Here is a 15,311-nt window from a genome sequence, read left to right as displayed (position 1 = left end):
TGGGGTGGCGGTCCTGCCCCGTGCCGGGACCGCCGGCCCACCCACGTGAGGGTGGACCGGCGGCCGGGCGGGAACTCATCGGTCGGCTGAAGGATTTTCGTCAGCGGATTCCGGGACCGCCACGTGGAAGCGGAGCTGGGGGACGAGCATGTCGTCCACGTCCAGCGCGCGGGTCGCGCCGTCCGGCTCCCAGCCGGTCGAGCCGAGGAAGTTGCGGGTCGCCGCGTCGGCGTCGAACGCCCACGCCACCGCCCGGGTCAGCCCGTCGGCGCGCCAGTGCTCGACCGCCGCGGCGAGCAGCCGGCTGCCGTGCCCGCGCCGCCCCCACCGGGGCTCCACCAGCAGGTCCGTCACCGCCGCGACGCCCGACGCGAGCGCATCGGCCGGCTCACCGGGAGCCAGCGCCTCGGCGTCGGCCGGACCGGAGGCGATGAACCCCACCAGATAGGATTGCGCCGCCTCCTCGACGGCGACCAGCACCCGGTGCGCGCCCGAGGGGGGCTCCTGCACCGCCGCGCTCCACCGCCGGGCGAGGTACGCCTCGTCCAGGTTGTCGAGCACGTGCCGGGGCAGGATCCGGCGGTACGCGACCCGCCAGGTCGCGAGCTGGACGCGTGCGATCTCGCCGGCGTCCTCGGGACGCGCGGGCCGGACGTAGCCTGCAGCCATGGCACGTGAGCCTACGCAGGGCGAGGAGGGTGACGGTGGCGCAGGGTGCCGGGCGCACGATCACGCAGGCCGTCGCCGTGGCGGCGCTCGCCGCGGCGGTCACCGTGTTCCTGTCCGTGGCGGCGGTGCGGCACGGCTTCTTCGACCTGCAGGTCTACTACGGCGCGCTCACCTACTGGGCGCGTGACGGCGGGGAGATCTACGACTTCCTGCGCCCCGGCACCCAGTACGGCTTCACCTACCCGCCGTTCGCCGCGCTGGTGATGCTGCCGATGGCGTACCTGCCGTGGAACGCCGCGATCGTGGTGAGCGTGACGCTCACGGTGCTGGCGAGCGCCGTGGTGATCTGGCGGCTGCTGGACCCGGTGGCCCGCCGCTCCGGCTGGACCCGCTGGTTCGCCCTCGCCGTCGCGCTGTGCCTGGCCGCCGCGTACGAGCCGATGCGCGAGACGGTCAACTTCGGCCAGGTCAACATGCTGCTGCTGTTCCTGGTGGCGGTGGACCTGCTGTGGCTGCTGCCGGCCCGCAGCCGCTGGGCGGGCGTGGGCATCGGCCTGGCCACCGCGATCAAGCTGACGCCCGGCATCTTCATCGTCTACCTGCTGGTCACCGGCCGCTGGCGGGCCGCCGCCACGTCGGTCGGCACGGCTGCCGTCGCCACGCTCGTGGCCGCCGGTCTCTTCCCGGACGCCTCCCGGGAGTTCTGGACCGAGGCGCTGTGGAACACCGACCGGGTCGGTGAACTGGCGTTCGTCTCCAACCAGTCGTTGCGCGGGGTGGTCGCCCGGCTCGACCCGCAGCACCCCAGCACGATCGCCTGGCTGGCGCTCGTACTCCTGACGCTCGTGGTGTGGGCGTGGCGGTCGCGGGCGGCGGTGGCCGCCGGCGACGAGGCCACCGGCCTGGCCCTGACCGGCGCCGTGATGTGCCTGGTCAGCCCGGTCACCTGGGTGCACCACCTGGTGTGGCTGCTGCCCGGGTTGATCCTGCTCGTGGACAACGGCATGGCGGCGCCCGCGCGCCGCCGGCGGCGCCGTCTGCTGCTGGCCGCCGCGTTGGTCGGGTACGCGCTGCTATGCAGCCGGATCGTCTGGGCCTGGGAGAAGGACTTCACCGGCGTGGACGGCTTCCTCGGCAGCAACACGTACGTGTGGATCAGTCTGGCGTTGCTGCTGGGGCTGCCGATCCGGCGCTGGCTCACCCCGGACGGCGGTGGGCGTCCCGGCGGGGAGGTCCCGGCCGGGTCAGCCTCCGGCGGTGTAGCGCAGCTCGCGGAGCAGGAGCGGGGGGAGTCCGCCGGACAGCGGCACCGGATAGGTGGACTCCTCGCCGTCCGGTGAGTGTCCGGCCCGCTCGTAGAAGCGGCGCGCCCGGGCGTTGTCGGCGAGCACCCAGAGCCGGTACCCGGTCCAGCCCCGCTCGGCCAGGCCGTCCCGGGCCGCCGCGAGCAGCGTCCGGGCGACACCCGAACCCCAGTACGCGGGCTCCACGTAGATCGCCAACAGCTCACCGTGCGCCGGGTCCAGGTCGCCGCGGTCCTGGTTGTTCCGGTACGGCCCGAACGTGGTGAACCCGACGATCGTGCCGCCGTCCTCGGCGACGAGCGTGGTGAACGGGTGCTCCGGGTCGGCGGTGCCGAGGTCGCGGCGGCGCTGGGCCCAGGCGGCCGGGTTCAGCCGGGCCAGCACCTCCGTGGGCATGATCCCGGCGTAACCGGACTGCCATCCGTGGACGTGCACCCGGGCGATCGCCTCGGCGTCGTCCGGTTCCTCCCGGCGAATGGAGAGCATCTGTCCGTTCTATGCCCCGACGGGCGATCGGTCCAGCCGCCGCTCCCGGTGTCGTACCGCTGGATTAGGGTCGCCGGCGATGGCCGTACCGGAATCGCTCTCCCTCGCCCAGGCCCGCCGGATCGCCCTGGCCGCCCAGGGCTTCGCCGACCCGGCGCCTGCCGGCGTGCCCACCCGGCGGCACCTGCGCCGGGTGCTCGACCGGGTCGGGCTGATCCAGATGGACTCGGTGAACGTGCTCCAGCGGGCGCACTACCTGCCGCTCTACAGCCGGCTCGGGCCCTACCCGACCGCGCTGCTGGACACCGCCGCCTACCGCCGCCCGCGTGAGCTGTTCGAGTACTGGGCGCACGAGGCGTCGCTGGTGCCGGTCGGGCTGCACCCGGCGCTGCGCTGGCGGATGGCGAAGGCCCGCGACGAGGCGTGGGGCGGCATGCGCCGGATCGCCCAGGAGCAGCCCGGGCTGGTCGCCTGGGTCCGCGACGAGGTGGCCGCCCGGGGCCCGCTGACCGCGGCCGAGATCGAGCACGACGCGCCCCGGGAGACCGGCAACTGGGGCTGGAACTGGTCCGCCGTGAAGCGGGCGCTGGAGTTCCTGTTCTGGGCCGGCGAGGTCACCGCCGCCGAGCGCACCAACTCGTTCGCCCGCCGCTACGACCTGCCCGAGCGGGTGCTCCCGGCCGCCGTGCTGGACGCGCCCACCCCGACCGACGCCGAGGCGTACCGGACGCTCGTCTCGATCGCGGCCCGCTGCCTCGGCGTGGCCGCCGAGCCGGAGCTGCGCGACTACTTCCGGCTGCCGGTGGCCGGGGCGCGGCAGGCGGTGGCCGACCTGGTCGAGGCGGGCGAGCTGACCCCGGTCACCGTGCAGGGCTGGCGGCACCCCGCCTATCTGCACGCCGACGCCCGGATGCCCCGCTGGGTACGCGGGAACACGCTGGTCAGCCCGTTCGACCCGCTGGTCTGGGAGCGGGCGCGCACGGAGCGGCTGTTCGGCTTCACCTACCGGATCGAGATCTACGTGCCCGCGCCGCAGCGGGTGTACGGCTACTACGTGCTGCCGTTCCGCCAGGGCGAGCGCTTCACCGCCCGGGTCGATCTCAAGGCCGACCGGAAGGCCGGCGTGCTGCTGGTGCCGGCCGCCTGGGTCGAGCCGGGCGCCGACCCGGGGGAGACCGCTGTGGCGCTCGCCGCCGAGCTGTACCGGCTGGCCGGGTGGCTCGGCCTGGACGCGGTCGCCCCGCCCGCCGCAGGCGACCTCGCGGGGCCGCTGGCCGCCGCGCTGGTGGGCGTGGCCGGTGTACGGTGAGCGCGTGACGAGCGTTGACCGGCCTGCCACCGAGCCCGACCCGCACGCCCACAGTGAGCCGCACGTCCACGCTGGGCCGCACGCTCCCGACGGGTCGTGGCAGGGGCCGTACCCGGTCGCGTACCAGCCGGTCGAGACCGACCGGTTCACCCGTATGGTCCTGCGCCTGCACGCCCGCGCCCCGCGCTGGGCGGTGCCGCTGGCCGCGCTCGGCTGCGTCGTCCTCGGCCTGGCGTACGCGATGATCAGCAACCCGACGCAGAGCGACCCGGACGCCCGCCCGACCTGCCTGCTCAAGCTCACCACCGGGCTCGACTGCCCGGGCTGCGGCGGCACCCGCGCGCTCTGGTACGTGCTGCACGGCGACCTGCCGGCCGCCGTCCGGCACCACTTCCTGTTCGTGTTCGCGCTGCCGTTCCTGACCTGGCTCTTCGTGACCTGGGCCGGCAACCGGGCGTTCGGCTGGAAGCTGCCCGAGCCGCGGTTCAGCCCCAAGGCGATCGGGTTGTTCCTGGCCGCCTGGGGGGTCTTCTCGGTGGCCCGCAACCTGCCGTGGGCGCCCTTCACCTCGCTCTACGTCTAGCCCCCCGCCGAGGGACCGCGCTGACGCGAGGGCCGGGAGATCTTGGACACCCGGGCTGAGCTGGGCGGCCGGTCGGCCGCGCGCCCGATTTCCGCGCCGGGCGAGGGCCAACTACAGTCCCAGGAATGCCGGAGATGGTGCAGCCCCAGGTCAAGTTGATCGCGTGGACCCAGTTCCAGGCGCCCGAAGAGGTGCCCTGGTCCACCGACGCCGACGGCGGGCAGGCGCTCGCCGAGTTCGCCGGCCGGGCCTGCTACCAGAGCTGGAAGAAGCCGAACCCGGCCACCGCCACCAACGCGGGCTACCTGGCGCACATCCTGGAGGTCGGCCACCTGAGCGTGCTGGAGCACGGCTCGGTGAGCTTCTACTTCAGCGGCGTGTCGCGGTCGTTCACGCACGAGCTGATCCGGCACCGGCACTTCTCCTACTCGCAGCTCTCCCAGCGCTACGTGCCGGAGCGGGACGCGGCGATGGTCGAGCCGTCGGTGATCGCCGACGACCCGGAGCTGCACAAGAAGTTCGTCGAGGCCACCGATGCGGCGGTGCGGGCGTACACCGAGTTGCTGGAGGGGCTGGAGGCCCGCTTCACCGACGAGCCCAACCCGACGCTGCGCCGCAAGCAGGCGCGCCAAGCGGCGCGGGCGGTGCTGCCGAACGCGACCGAGACGCGGATCGTGGTGACCGGCAACTACCGCGCGTGGCGGCACTTCGTCAAGATGCGCGCCACCGAGCACGCCGACGTGGAGATCCGCGAGCTGGCGGTGGAGTGCCTGCGGCAGCTCAAGAGCGTCGCGCCGAACGTGTTCGCCGACTTCGAGATCTCCACCCTGCCCGACGGCACCGAGGTGGCGGCGTCCCCGTACGCCGAGTGACCTGTCGCCCTTCGCCGCCGGGTCACCGGTGGTCGTCCGCTAGGTTGTGAGCATGACGCACGACCACTCCGCCGCCCCGAGCCGGGGCGCGTCGCGCCCGTTCGGGCGAGTGATGACGGCCATGGTGACCCCGTTCACGCCGGACGGCGGGCTCGATCTCGCCGGCGCCGCCCGGCTGGCCGAGTACCTCGTGGACGAGCAGCGCAACGACGCGCTGGTCCTCAACGGCACCACCGGTGAGTCACCGACCACCACCGACGCGGAGAAGGAGTCGCTGATCCGCGCCGTGGCCGAGGCGGTGGGCGACCGGGCCCGCATCGTCGCCGGGGTGGGCACCAACGACACCCGGCACACAGTCGAGCTGGCCACCCAGGCCGAGAAGGCCGGCGCGCACGGCCTGCTGGTGGTGACGCCCTACTACAACAAGCCGCCGCAGGCCGGGCTGCTGCGTCACTTCACCACCGTCGCGGACGCCACCGGCCTGCCGGTCATGCTCTACGACATCCCGCACCGCTCCGGCGTGGAGATCGCCACCGAGACGCTGGTGAAGCTGGCCGAGCACGGCCGCATCGTGGCCGTGAAGGACGCCAAGAGCGACCTGACCGCCACCTCCTGGGTGCTGGCCCGCAGCGACCTCGCGTTCTACAGCGGCGAGGACGCGCTCACCCTGCCGATGCTGTCGATCGGCGCGGTCGGCGTGGTCGGCACCTCCACCCACTTCACCGGCGCGCCGACCAAGCAGATGATCGAGGCGTTCGAGGCGGGCGACAACGCCCGGGCGCTCGCGCTGCACCGGCAGTTGCTGCCGCTCTACACCGGCATCTTCCGCACCCAGGGCACGATCCTGGTCAAGGCGGGTCTCGCGGCCCAGGGCCGCCCGGCCGGCCCGGTGCGACCGCCGCTGGTGGACGCCACCGGCGACGAACTGGCCCAGCTGCGCGCCGACTGCGCGGCGGCGGGCCTGCCCCTGCCCGAATGAACAAACGACACGACGGACGCCGCGCGACGGCGTCGCAGAATGAGGTGACGCGTGACCGAGGCGCACATCGAGGGTGAGCTGCCCCCGCCGCTGCCCGAGGGCGGCCTGCGGATCATCCCGCTCGGCGGACTCGGCGCCATCGGCCGGAACATGACCGTCTTCGAGTACGACGGCAAGCTGCTCATCGTCGACTGCGGGGTGCTGTTCCCCGACGTCGAGCAGCCGGGCGTGGACCTGATCCTGCCCGACTTCGGCCCGATCCTGGACCGGCTGGCCGACGTGCAGGCGATCGTGCTCACGCACGGCCACGAGGACCACATCGGCGCGGTGCCGTACCTGCTCGCGCACAAGCCGGACATCCCGCTCGTCGGCTCCCAGTTCACGCTCGCGCTGGTCGAGGCGAAACTGGCCGAGCGGCGGATCCAGCCGTACACGCTGACCGTGCGGGAGGGCGGCCGGGAACGGCTGGGCCCGTTCGAGTGCGAGTTCTTCGCGGTGAACCACTCGATCCCGGACGCGCTGGCGGTGGCCATCCGTACGCCCGCCGGCCTGGTGCTGCACACCGGCGACTTCAAGATGGACCAGCTTCCGCTGGACGGGCGGATCACCGACCTGGCCGGGTTCGCCCGGCTCGGCGCCGAGGGCGTCGACCTGCTGCTGTCGGACTCGACGAACGCGGAGATCCCCGGCTTCGTCACGCCGGAGAAGGAGATCGGCCCGGTCCTCGACTCGATCTTCGCGAAGGCCAAGGGGCGGATCATCGTCGCCTCGTTCGCCTCGCACGTGCACCGGGTGCAGCAGGTCTTCGACTCGGCGGTCGAGCACGGCCGCAAGGTGGCGCTGATCGGCCGGTCCATGGTCCGCAACATGGGCATCGCCCGCGACCTGGGCCTGCTGAACATCCCGCCCGGCCTGGTGGTCGGGATCGAGGAGGCCACGAACCTGCCGCCCGAGCAGATCGTGCTGATGTCCACCGGTTCGCAGGGCGAGCCGATGAGCGCGCTGGGCCGGATGGCCAGCGGCGACCACCGGCACATCACCATCGCGCCCGGCGACACCGTGGTGCTGGCGTCCTCGCTGGTGCCCGGTAACGAGACCTCGGTCTACCGGGTGATCAACCGGCTGGCCCGCGCCGGCGCCGTGGTGGTGCACAAGGACGTGGCGAAGGTGCACGTCTCCGGCCACGCCCCGGCCGGCGAGCTGCTCTACCTGCTCAACGTCGTCCGCCCGAGCAACCTGATGCCGGTGCACGGCGAGTGGCGGCACCTGCGGGCGCACGCCCGGCTCGGCATCGAGTCCGGCGTCGCGCCGGACCGGGTCGTGCTCTGCGAGGACGGCGACGTGGTCGACCTGGTCGAGGGCCGCGCGAGCCTGGTCGGCCGGGTCAAGAGCCGGTACGTCTACGTCGACGGCCTCGCCGTCGGCGACGTCAGCGAGTCGCTGCTCACCGAGCGGCGGATCCTCGGCGACGGCGGTTTCATCGCCGCGACGGTCGTGGTCGACTCGGTCACCGGCAAGGTGGTCGCCGGGCCGACCGTCTCGGCGAAGGGCTTCTCCGAGGACCCGGCCGCGTTCAACGCGGTGGTTCCGCTGGTCACCGAGGCGCTGAACCGGGCCGCCGCGGACGGCATCACCGACCCGCACCAGCTCCAGCAGATCGTCCGCCGCACCGTCGGACGCTGGGTCAACGACGCGTACCGCCGTCGGCCGATGATCGTCCCGACAGTCGTCGAGGTCTGACCCGACCGCGCCGCGCGCCGGTCCACCGTTCACGGTGGGCCGGCGCCGTCGCTTTCCGGGTACGTCCCGACACGCCGCGTCGAAACCCTCCGGTAACCCTCATCCGATCGGCGTCCGTCTCCGTACTCCGGGACGGCCGGCGTGCCCCTGCGCCGGCCGGGAGGAGCGTGGCGGATGGACCGCAGACGGATGACAGCCATCGGCGTACTGGTGGCGGCGGCCGGGTTGACGGCGGCGGTGACCGTACCGTCGTTCGCCGGCGAGGAACCCCGGCGGGCCGCGCCGGCCACCGACGGCGTCGCCCCGGAGGTCCTGGACGCGATGGGCCGCGACCTCTCCCTCACCCGTGACCAGGCGGTGAAGCGGCTGCGCACCGAGCGGTGGGCGGCCGGCACGGTCACCCGGTTGCGTGCGGAACTCGGTGCCGGCTACGGGGGCAGCTGGCTCAGCGCGGACGGCGCGACGCTCACCGTGGCGGTGGCCGACGCGGCCGGCGAGGCGCGGGTCAAGGCGGCCGGCGCGGTCCCGAAGCGGGTCGCCCGGGGCGTCGCCGAGCTGGACGCGGTGAAGTCCCGGCTCGACGCGGCGGGCGGCGCGGCCAGCCCGGACATCGCCGGCTGGTACGTCGACGTGACCGACAACACGGTGGTGGTGGTCGCCCGTCCGGGCGCGGAGGCCGACGGCCGCCGGTTCGCCGCCACCGCGGGGTCGAAGACCGCGATGGTCCGGGTACGCACCGCCGACGAGGCCCCGCGCCCGCTGTTCGACGTGCGGGGCGGCGACGCCTTCTTCATCAACAACGCCGGCCGCTGCTCGGTCGGCTTCTCGGTGGTGGGCGGATTCGTCACCGCCGGGCACTGCGGCCGGCCGGGGGACCGCACCACCGGATCCAACCGGGTCGCCCAGGGCACGTTCGCGGCCTCCTCGTTCCCCGGCGACGACTGGGCGTTCGTGCGGGTAAACGGCGACTGGACGCCGCAGGGCGTGGTGACCGACTTCAGCGACGGCCGCACGGTGGCGGTCAACGGCTCCACCGAGGCGCCGGTCGGGGCCTCGATCTGCCGGTCCGGCTCCACCACCGGCACCCGCTGCGGCCTGGTCCAGGCCAAGAACGCCACTGTCAACTATCCGGAGGGGACTGTCACCGGGCTGACCCGGACGAACGTCTGCGCCGAGCCGGGCGACTCCGGCGGCGCGTGGCTCTCCGGCGACCAGGCGCAGGGCGTCACCTCCGGCGGCTCCGGCGACTGCACCCGGGGCGGGGTCACGTTCTTCCAGCCGGTCAACGAGATCCTCCAGCGCAACAACCTCACGCTCGTCACCGCCGGTGGCCAGCCGGCCCCGACGCAGCCGCCCGCCGGTGGCGGGGAGACCGCCCCGCCGGCGACCGTCCCGCCGACCCCGCCGGCCGCTGACACCGAGTGCGCCGGCCAGGTGAGCCGGAGCGGCCGGATCGCCGCCGGGCGGGTCCAGGTGCAGCCGGACGGGCGTTTCTTCCGGGTGCCGGGCGGCACCCAGGAGGCGTGCCTGGCCGCGCCGGACGGTGTCCGGGTGACGCTGGAGCTGCAACGCTTCACCAACGGCGCGTTCCGTACCGTCGCCCGCGCCACCAGCGCCGACGGTGTGGCCCGGCTGACCGTCGAGGGCCCGGCCGGCGCCTACCGGTACCGGGTGACCGGACTGTCCGGCTCCGGCGAGTACACGCTGGCGTTCTCCGCCCGCTGACCGCCGCACCGACCGCGGCTCCCGACCACCACCGCCCGGTGGTCGGGGGCCGCGCCGCGTCGCGGACCGGCCGGTCGGCTCGGCGGCTCAGGCCAGGGCGGCGACCGCTTCGGCGTACGCCGCGCCGGTGCGTACCGCCGCGGCCACCAGCACCTCCAGCTGCGCCGGGGCGACCCCGCAGGACAGGTCCGTGGAGACGCCGGCGGCCAGCACCAGCGTTCCGTCGCCGGGCTCGTGCACGTAGGCGGCGGGCAGCAGCCGGTCGTGGTTCCAGGCGTTGCAGAAGGCGTACGCCTCGGCGCGCCGCTCGGCCGGCAGCCGCCGCTGCGCCACCACGCGGGCGTGCAGCACGTCACCGTGGCGGCCGAGCAGGCGGAACTGGATCGTGGCCTCGCCCCACCGCCCGACGAGTGTGCCGTCCGGCTCAGGCGAGTACGGCTCGCCCCGGGCGTCGAGCGCGGCGGCGAGCAGCGCCGCGTCCAGCGGGGCGGGCTCCTCCGGGCCGGGCGGGCCGGGCTCGGCCGGGTCCGGTTCCGGCTCCTCGTCGAACTCGCTCTCGGCGGCCAGCGACACCGGCGCGGCGAGCGGCCGCTCGGCCAGCCACGAGGCGATCCGGCCGGACTGGTGCCCGGTGCCGTTGCGGGCGTCGAAGCTGCCGGCGAGCGCCGTGGCCAGCGCCTGGAGCTGCGCCCCGAGTGTCGCCACGTCCACCTCGGCGGCCGGCCGGGAACCGTGCCCGGGGCGGTGGATCCGCCGCCCGCCGAGCCCCGCCTCGGCGGCCAGCCCGCAGAGCAGCGCGCCGGCCGCGGCGAACTCCATCGCGGACAGGTCGTCGGCCGGGCGGTCCAGCCGGGGCAGCTGCTCGGTCAGCACCTCCAGCCCGCGATGCAGGTAGCCGCCCAGCGCGCAGAAGCGCAGGTGCGCGGCGAGCAGCGGAAACGCGGCCCGTTCCCGGCGGTGCCGGCGGTACGCGCGTACGTGCGCCCGGGCCGCCTCGGTCACCGCGCCGGTGCGCAGCCACGGCAGCAGTCCCACGGTGAGCGCCCGCTCGGGCTGGTCGGTGCAGGTCGTCGCCACTGTCGCGGCGGTCTGCCGTTCGGCCCGCCGGGTCGGTGGCCCCTGCGGCTCGACCCAGCCGGTCAGCGCCGGCGCGAGCGCCGCCAGCGCCGCCTCCGGGTCACCCCACCCGGCCAGCAGGTCGGCCCGCCGCGCCGGGGCGCACCCCGCACAGCCACCCACCGGGTCCGTCGCGTCGGCGGCCGACCAGCGTTCGTACGCCCGCCGGGCCGCCGGCTCGTCGCCGAGGTGGTCGGCGACGCGGCAGCGCAGCTCCGCGACCGGCGCGGCGTCCTCGCCCAGCTCCCCGGCGAGCGTGTCCAACAGGGACCGGGCCTGATCCAGGCCCACCCGGGGCGTGCCGAACAGCGCCTCCACCGCCTGCCGCTGGTGCCGGCGCAGCCGGGTCAGCTCGTCGGGGCGGGCGTCCAGCAGCCCGGGGTGCCGGGCCACCGTCTCCCGCATCCGCCGCACCGGCTCCACCGCGCGCCACCGCTCACCCAGGTGCAGGTACGCCTCGACCAGCGCGAACCGCGCCGACAGGGCGGTACGCGGGTCACCGGTGGCGTCCGCGCGGGAGGCGATCCGCTCCAGCTCGGCGCAGCGCTCCTCGCCGTCGGGCCGGTCCCGGGCGTCGGCGAGCGCGGCGGCCAGCCCCCGGTCGCGTGCCGTGGTCATCGGAGCGTCCCGCCGGTCAGCTCGGCGACGGCGGCGGCCAGCTGACAGCCGGTGGTGACACCGCAGTCGACCAGCCGGTCGAGCTGGTGCGGTGTGACGCCGCGCTCCAGGTCGGTGGTGACCTCGCCGCAGATCTGGGCCGACCCGTCGTCGGCCACGTGCACGTACGCCTTGGGCCAGAGCCGGTCGTGGTTCCACCTGTTGCAGAAGGCGTGCAGCTCGGGCACGTGCTCGATGCCGAAGTGCGGCGCGACGACGGTGCGTACCTGGAGCAGCTCACCTGCCGCGCCCCGGCGGTGGAACCAGATCAGGTTCCGTTCCCAGCGGCCCACGAGCGCGCCGTCGGGCTCCTCGACCACCGCGTACCCCCGGTGGGCCAGCACGGCGGCGATCAGCTCGCCGGTCAGCGGGCGCAGCGCCTGGGGGTGTCCGGTCAGCGGACCGTCCGGACCGTCCTCGATCTCCGGCGACGCCATCGGGCATCCCTTCTGAGGCGAATAACACAAACGACGGTCCGACCCGTGCTGCGACGCGCGGACACGACCCGGAAAAGCGGCGTTCCACCGGGTGCCGCCGTTACCGTGACTCTATGGCGGGCCGTACCTCTCAGGCGAGCCGGCGGCGCGGCGCGTCGCCGCGTGGCACCACGAACAACCGCGCCCGGCAACCGGCGAAGAAGGCGGCGGCGCGGAAACCGGCGCGGCGGCCGGCGCGCCGCGGGCCGGCCCCGGCCGCGTTCGTCGGCCGTGCCGCGGGCGCCGTCTGGATGGGACTGGCCCACACGGTGGGCTGGGCGTTCCGGGCCGCCGGCCGGCAGGCCGCGTCCACCCGGGAGCTGGATCCGGAGCACCGCCGCGACGGCGCCGGGCTACTGCTGTTCGGCCTGGCCATCCTCAGCGCGGTGGGCATCTGGGGCGGCGGCGCCGGGCCGGTGGGCCGGCACCTGGCCGACACCGTACGGCTGTTCATCGGCGCCATCTCGATAATCCTTCCGGTGCTGTTCATGGTCGGCGCGTGGCGGCTGATGCGGAGCCCGGCCGACCCCGAGCACCGCGGTCGCGGCCTGGTCGGCTGGGGCTCGATGATGCTGGCGACCGCCTCGATGCTGCACATCGGGCAGAACCCGGTCGACGAGGTCCAGCGCGACTACGCCGGCGGCCTGATCGGCGCGGGCGTGGGCGACGTGCTGAAGTCGGCGGTGACCGCGTGGGTGGCGATGCCGCTGCTGCTCCTGCTGCTGGTGTTCGGCCTGCTCGTGGTCACCGCGACCCCGATCAACAAGATCCCGGAGCGGCTCGGTCTGCGCGCCGACCCGGCCGCGCCCGAGGACGATGAGGAGGAAGCCGAGGCCGAGGCGGCGGCGAAACCGGCCCGTAAGCGGCCGGCGAAGCGGATGCCGTCGCCGCTGGAGCCGCTGGACCCGGACGACGAACTGGCCGGCGTCGACCTCCAGGAGACGCTCGTGCTGCCGCGCAAGCCGCCGCGGGTGCCGGCGAACCGCAAGCCGGTCGAGCCGCCGGAGCACTCGCCGCTGCCCACCCGCGCCGAGCAGCTCGCGCTCACCGGGCTGGCCGGCGACTACACGCTGCCGCCGGCGAACCTGCTCGGCAGCGGCGCCAAACCGAAGAGCCGGAGCAAGGCCAACGACGAGGTGATCGCCGCGCTGACCGGCGTCTTCGAGCAGTTCGACGTGGACGCCGCGGTCACCGGGTTCACCCGCGGCCCGACGGTCACCCGGTACGAGGTGGAGCTGGGCCCGGGCGTGAAGGTCGAGCGGATCACCCAGCTGTCCCGCAACATCGCGTACGCGGTGAAGTCGCCGGACGTGCGCATCCTCAGCCCGATCCCGGGCAAGAGCGCGGTCGGCGTGGAGATCCCGAACACCGACCCGGAGAACGTGTCGCTCGGCGACGTGTTGCGCTCCCGCGAGGCGACCAGCGACCACCACCCGATGGTGGTGGCGCTCGGCAAGGACATCGAGGGCGGCTACGTGGTGGCCAACCTCGCGAAGATGCCGCACATCCTGATCGCGGGCGCCACCGGCGCGGGCAAGTCGAGTTGCCTCAACAGTCTGCTTGTGTCCATTTTGACCCGGGCCACGCCGGACGAGGTGCGGCTGCTGCTGATCGACCCGAAGCGGGTCGAGATGACCGGCTACGAGGGCATCCCGCACCTGGTCACGCCGATCGTGACCAACCCGAAGAAGGCGGCCGACTCGCTGGAGTGGGTCGTCCGCGAGATGGACATGCGTTACGACGACCTCGCCGCCAACGGGGTCCGGCACATCGACGACTTCAACCGCAAGGTGCGCAACGGCGAGATCAAGGCGCCGCCGGGCAGCGAGCGGGAGATGCGGCCGTACCCGTACCTGCTGGTGATCGTGGACGAGCTGGCCGACCTGATGATGGTCGCGCCGCGCGACGTGGAGGACTCCATCGTCCGGATCACCCAGCTCGCCCGCGCCGCCGGCATCCACCTGGTGCTGGCCACCCAGCGGCCCTCGGTGGACGTGGTCACCGGCCTGATCAAGGCGAACGTGCCGTCCCGGCTCGCGTTCGCCACCTCCTCGCTCGCCGACTCGCGGGTCATCCTGGACCAGCCCGGCGCGGAGAAGCTGCTGGGCCGCGGCGACGGCCTGTTCCTGCCGATGGGAGCGTCGAAGCCGCAGCGAATCCAGGGCGCCTGGGTCACCGAGCGCGAGATCGCCGACGTGGTGAAGTTCTGCAAGGACCAGCGGGAGCCGGAGTTCCGCCCGGACGTGCTCGCCCCGGCGCAGGACAGCAAGAAGAAGATCGACGAGGACATCGGCGACGACCTGGACCTGCTCGTGCAGGCGGTCGAGCTGGTGGTCACCTCGCAGTTCGGGTCGACCTCGATGCTCCAGCGCAAGCTGCGTGTCGGTTTCGCCAAGGCGGGCCGGTTGATGGACCTGATGGAGACCCGCGGCGTGGTCGGGCCGTCCGAGGGCTCCAAGGCCCGCGACGTGCTGGTCAAGCCGGACGAGCTGGAGGAGGTCCTGGCCGGCCTGCGCGGCGGCGAGGACTGACGTCCCACGACGGACGACGGCGGCCCCCACCGTCAGGTGGGAGCCGCCGTCGGCGGTTTCCGGCTCAGTTGAGCAGCGCGGCGACGAGCACGGCGCCGATGATCGCGCCGACCACGCTCGCGGCGGCGGCGTACCAGCCCAGCGGCTTGTCGCCGAGGACGGCGCCGACGATGCCGAGGATCAGGCCGAGGACGCCGAAGATCAGCGGGGACAGGAAGATCGCGAGAGCCGCGAAGACGAACGCGATGATCGTGCAGATCCGGGCGGCGTTGGTACGCGGACGGGCGCTGGCGTGGATGTCGGCCATGGGGTTCCTCCGTGAGTGATCTCGCTACCGGTCAACGAAAGATCCGGTACCCCGGCCGCCGCGTCGTCCAAACCGGATGCGGCATCGATCAGGCGAACAACTTCAATCCGATCACGCCGGCGACCACCAGCAGCAGGCAGGCCACGCGCGGCAGGTTGACCGGCTCGCCGAGCGCGAGCATGCCCACCAGCGCGGTGCCCACCGCGCCGATGCCGACCCACACCGCGTAGCCGGTGCCGACCGGTATGTCGCGCAGCGCGTACGCCAGGCCGGCCATGCTGCCGACGAGCGTGACGCCGAAGACGGCGGAGGGGAGGGGACGGGTGAAGCCGGCGCTGCGATCGAGCGCGATCGCCCACGCGGTCTCCAGGAGTCCGGAGAGCACCAGTACGAGCCAGGCCATGAGATCACCTCTGACGGGCGGGCCCGGCGTGGAGCGGGCCGGGCGACGGTCGGGTCACGCGGGGCGTCTTGGCCTGACCGGGTACGCCCACCACTCGTCCGGGACGGCCCGCGGGCCGTCGTGGCCGACGGTAGCACCGGCCGGGCGGAACGGG

The 15,311-nt window shown here is 74.0% G+C and carries 14 protein-coding genes and 1 riboswitch; of the genes, 8 read left to right on the top strand and 6 right to left on the bottom strand.

From position 1 onward, the window contains the following. Nucleotides 1-75: 75 nt before the first annotated feature. Complete coding sequence (locus KBX43_RS04345; protein WP_064447090.1) at nt 76-669, bottom strand: GNAT family N-acetyltransferase; 594 nt, start codon at nt 667-669, stop codon at nt 76-78. Nucleotides 670-704: 35 nt separating this feature from the next. On the opposite strand from KBX43_RS04345, the gene KBX43_RS04340 reads away from it, so the two are divergent. Further along, nucleotides 705-2,009, top strand: a complete 1,305-nt coding sequence (locus KBX43_RS04340; RefSeq protein ID WP_140946192.1) for a glycosyltransferase family 87 protein — start codon at nt 705-707, stop codon at nt 2,007-2,009. On the opposite strand, the gene KBX43_RS04335 is transcribed toward KBX43_RS04340, so the two are convergent. Continuing rightward, nucleotides 1,914-2,459: a GNAT family N-acetyltransferase gene (locus KBX43_RS04335; RefSeq protein WP_043325794.1), complete on the bottom strand. Its 546-nt coding sequence runs from the start codon at nt 2,457-2,459 to the stop codon at nt 1,914-1,916. The two genes, KBX43_RS04340 and KBX43_RS04335, sit on opposite strands and share 96 nt — an antisense overlap. Nucleotides 2,460-2,538: 79 nt before the next feature. Here KBX43_RS04335 and KBX43_RS04330 point away from each other — a divergent pair, with 79 nt between their 5' ends. The 6 genes from KBX43_RS04330 (at nt 2,539) to KBX43_RS04305 (ending at nt 9,667) form a co-directional block, all read left to right on the top strand. Then, nucleotides 2,539-3,768 (top strand): winged helix-turn-helix domain-containing protein, encoded by a 1,230-nt coding sequence (locus KBX43_RS04330; RefSeq protein WP_043325793.1) that lies wholly within the window; start codon nt 2,539-2,541, stop codon nt 3,766-3,768. Then, nucleotides 3,758-4,351, top strand: coding sequence for a DUF2752 domain-containing protein (locus KBX43_RS04325; protein ID WP_307851468.1), 594 nt, complete (start codon nt 3,758-3,760; stop codon nt 4,349-4,351). The genes KBX43_RS04330 and KBX43_RS04325 overlap by 11 nt, the downstream gene beginning before the upstream one ends. Nucleotides 4,352-4,485: 134 nt before the next feature. Next, nucleotides 4,486-5,223, top strand: coding sequence for an FAD-dependent thymidylate synthase (thyX, locus tag KBX43_RS04320; protein ID WP_043330542.1), 738 nt, complete (start codon nt 4,486-4,488; stop codon nt 5,221-5,223). A 52-nt stretch (nt 5,224-5,275) separates the two neighbouring features. Further along, nucleotides 5,276-6,202, top strand: a complete 927-nt coding sequence (gene dapA, locus KBX43_RS04315; RefSeq protein WP_043325790.1) for a 4-hydroxy-tetrahydrodipicolinate synthase — start codon at nt 5,276-5,278, stop codon at nt 6,200-6,202. A gap of 51 nt (nt 6,203-6,253) precedes the next feature. After that, nucleotides 6,254-7,942: a ribonuclease J gene (locus KBX43_RS04310; protein WP_043325788.1), complete on the top strand. Its 1,689-nt coding sequence runs from the start codon at nt 6,254-6,256 to the stop codon at nt 7,940-7,942. 174 nt (nt 7,943-8,116) lie between these two features. After that, on the top strand, nt 8,117-9,667 hold the full coding sequence (locus KBX43_RS04305; protein WP_210883353.1) for a S1 family peptidase: 1,551 nt from the start codon (nt 8,117-8,119) through the stop codon (nt 9,665-9,667). 87 nt (nt 9,668-9,754) lie between these two features. Here KBX43_RS04305 and KBX43_RS04300 read toward each other — a convergent pair whose 3' ends face one another. Both KBX43_RS04300 and KBX43_RS04295 read right to left on the bottom strand, forming a co-directional pair. After that, entirely contained in the window at nt 9,755-11,401 is a 1,647-nt protein-coding gene (locus tag KBX43_RS04300; protein WP_124779015.1) for a YbjN domain-containing protein, read from the bottom strand. Beyond that, complete coding sequence (locus KBX43_RS04295) at nt 11,398-11,877, bottom strand: YbjN domain-containing protein (protein WP_043325784.1); 480 nt, start codon at nt 11,875-11,877, stop codon at nt 11,398-11,400. Before KBX43_RS04295 ends, KBX43_RS04300 begins: the two co-directional genes overlap by 4 nt. A 113-nt stretch (nt 11,878-11,990) precedes the next feature. On the opposite strand from KBX43_RS04295, the gene KBX43_RS04290 reads away from it, so the two are divergent. Further along, entirely contained in the window at nt 11,991-14,447 is a 2,457-nt protein-coding gene (locus tag KBX43_RS04290) for a DNA translocase FtsK (RefSeq protein WP_043325782.1), read from the top strand. Nucleotides 14,448-14,511: 64 nt separating this feature from the next. On the opposite strand, the gene KBX43_RS04285 is transcribed toward KBX43_RS04290, so the two are convergent. Next, the gene (locus KBX43_RS04285; RefSeq protein ID WP_043325780.1) at nt 14,512-14,754 is read right to left on the bottom strand and encodes a hypothetical protein; all 243 of its coding nucleotides are present in this window, start codon (nt 14,752-14,754) and stop codon (nt 14,512-14,514) included. Nucleotides 14,755-14,842: 88 nt separating this feature from the next. After that, nucleotides 14,843-15,157, bottom strand: a complete 315-nt coding sequence (locus KBX43_RS04280) for a multidrug efflux SMR transporter (protein ID WP_043325778.1) — start codon at nt 15,155-15,157, stop codon at nt 14,843-14,845. A 57-nt stretch (nt 15,158-15,214) separates the two neighbouring features. Beyond that, a riboswitch (guanidine-III (ykkC-III) riboswitch) is annotated at nt 15,215-15,280 on the bottom strand. Nucleotides 15,281-15,311: the final 31 nt, after the last annotated feature.

Source organism: Micromonospora sp. C41, from assembly GCF_018070485.1.
In the GTDB taxonomy this organism is placed as follows: domain Bacteria; phylum Actinomycetota; class Actinomycetes; order Mycobacteriales; family Micromonosporaceae; genus Micromonospora; species Micromonospora chalcea.
This window is presented reverse-complemented; position numbering and strand designations above follow the sequence as displayed.